1 protein-coding gene is annotated in these 2,614 nt (G+C 70.8%); it reads left to right on the top strand.

The features are described from left to right. Positions 1 to 632 precede the first annotated feature (632 nt). A partial coding sequence (locus tag ABT160_RS36830; RefSeq protein ID WP_351652449.1) for a condensation domain-containing protein occupies positions 633 to 2,614 on the top strand: 1,982 nt, incomplete at its 3' end.

The following is a 2,614-nucleotide window of genomic DNA, read 5'->3' as shown; positions in this document are numbered from 1 at the left end:
GCATCGGAAACCTGAAAGCGGCCCCGTCGAATCTGTCAAGGCGGGGGAGTTGAACAGAAAGTCCCTCGGGCCTGAGATCGTCTGAGGAAAACCGAAGAAAACACTCGACAAAAAGAAAACGGTTCGGCCGTCGCACCCCCGGATATCGGGTGCGACGGCCGAACCGTTTTCGCTTGCGAGGGGTTGTGTTCGGAGTGCCTTCGTGCGTCGGCATGCGCGGACGGACCACTCGCCGCCGGCCTCGTTCAACTGCCGTTCCGGGGCGGTTGAACAAGCGGGTCCATGCCGTCTGATCTGTGTGTTCGTCTCCGCGTACGGACGCCGGGCCGTCGGAGCGGAACACCGTTGATCGTCCGTACGGGCTGGGTCATAGTGAGTCGCGCCAACCGGGGATCCAGGAATTGCCGAGGGATTCCCGACCCGAGGGGCCGACCGGCCGCATTCCCAGGAATCCGCGACCGCCACCGTTCCCCTCCATCGCTCCATCGCTCCATCTGTTCAGCCGTACAGGGCCCCATGGCCTTGACCACGTACACGCCGACCTTCCTTCCGGACGGGGGTGAGCGGCGGCAGAAGTTCGACAGTCAGCCTGGGCCGACGTTGCGGCCGGGACGAAACCAGGAAGGTTCCTGATGATTCCGTTGTCTTTCGCGCAGCGCCGGTTGTGGTTCATCCAGCAGCTGGAGGGCCCCAGCGCGACCTACAACATCCCGGTATCGCTGCGTCTTTCGGGCCCGGTCGACAAGAACGCGCTGGCCACGGCCCTGCGGGACGTGCTGGAGCGCCACGAGGTGCTGCGCACGACGTTCGCGGCCGAGGGCGGCGAGCCGTACCAGCGCATCCACGCACTTGAGGATCTGGACTGGGAGCTGCAGACTGTCGACCTGCCCGGTGGCGCGACCCCCGCCGACCTGGCCGCTTCCGTCACCGGCGTCTTCGGGTACGCGTTCGACCTGGCCGCCGAACTCCCCATCAAGGCATGGCTGTTCTCGGCCGGCGAGGACGAGCACGCCCTCGCCGTCGTCGTCCACCACATCGCGGGCGACGGCCACTCGATGCGCCCGCTGGCGCGCGACCTGTCCGAGGCGTACGCGGCGCGCTGCGCCGGGAGCGCCCCGCGGTGGGAGCCGCTGGAGGTGCAGTACGCCGACTACGCGCTGTGGCAGCGCGAACTGCTCGGCGACGACGGCGACCCCGACAGCGTCGGCGCCCGTCAAGTGGCTTACTGGCGTGAACAGTTGGCCGGAGCGCCCGAAGAGCTCGAGCTGCCCTTCGACCACACGCGCCCGGGCGTCGCCTCGCACCGGGGGCACAGCGCCCCCTTCTCCGTGCCCGCCGACGTCCACGCCCGGCTGCAGGAGCTGGCCCGCGCCGAGGGCGTCACCACCTTCATGGTGTTCCAGGCCGTCCTCGCCATGACGCTCTCCCGCCTGGGCGCGGGCACCGACGTCCCGATCGGCGCCGCCGTCGCGGGCCGCACCGACGTCGCCCTGAACGACCTGGTCGGGTTCTTCGTGAACACGCTGGTGCTGCGTACGGACCTGTCGGGTGACCCGACGTTCCGCGAGGTGCTGGTCCGGGTCCGCGAGACGGGCCTGTCCGCGTTCGCGCACCAGGACGTGCCGTTCGAGAAGCTGGTGGAGGAGCTCGCGCCGACGCGGTCCCTGGCCCGCCACCCGCTCTTCCAGGTCATGCTGACCGTCGAGAACAACGCCCAGGCCGAGGTCAGCCTCCCCGGCGCTACGGCCGGGTCGCTCGCCGACGTGGCCTCCGACGAGGTCTCGCGCGACCTCGCCACCCGTACCATCGCCAAGTTCGACCTGGAGGTCGGCGTCGAGGAGGCCTTCGGCCCCGACGGCGTCCCGGCCGGACTGCGAGGCTCCGTCGTCGCCGCGGCCGACCTCTTCGACGCCGACTCCGCCGCCCGCCTCGCCGGGCGGCTCACCCGCGCCCTCGGCCTCCTCGTCGGCGACCCCGGCACCCGGCTGAGCGCCGTCGACGTCCTGGACCCCGAGGAGCGCCACCGCCTCCTGCAGGAGTGGAACGCCACGGAGACCGGCACCGAAGCGCCGCTCGTGCCCGGACTCTTCGAGGGCCACGCCGCCCGCACCCCGGACGCCGTCGCCGTCGTCTTCGAGGGCGTCGAGGTGACGTACGCGGAGCTCGACGCACGCGCCAACCGGCTGGCCCACTACCTCCTCGGACTCGGCGTCCACGCCGAGTCCGTCGTGGGCCTCTGCCTGCCGCGCGGCATCGACATGATCACCGCGATCCTCGGCGTCTGGAAGGCCGGCGGCGCCTACGTCCCGCTCGACCCCGAACACCCGGTGGACAGGCTCGCGTTCGTCCTCTCCGACAGCGGCGCCCGCGTGGTCGTCAGCTCCCGCGACGCCGCCGACGGAGTCGCCGGCGACCTCGGCGTCGAGCGCGTCCTGTGGCTCGACGACGACGCCACGCTCGCGGCCCTCGACCGGCTGCCCGCCTGCGCCCCGCAGCGCCCGGCGGAGCGTGACGGGCTCGCCTATGTGATCTACACGTCTGGGTCGACTGGTCGGCCGAAGGGTGTGGGTGTGGGGCATGGGGCGTTGGCGAATCTGGTGTCGGTGTTCGGTTC

It is taken from the genome of Streptomyces sp. NPDC001941, assembly GCF_040296945.1.
Classification (GTDB): domain Bacteria; phylum Actinomycetota; class Actinomycetes; order Streptomycetales; family Streptomycetaceae; genus Streptomyces.
Note: the sequence above shows the minus strand (reverse complement) of the source record. Positions and strands in the feature narration are given on the sequence as shown.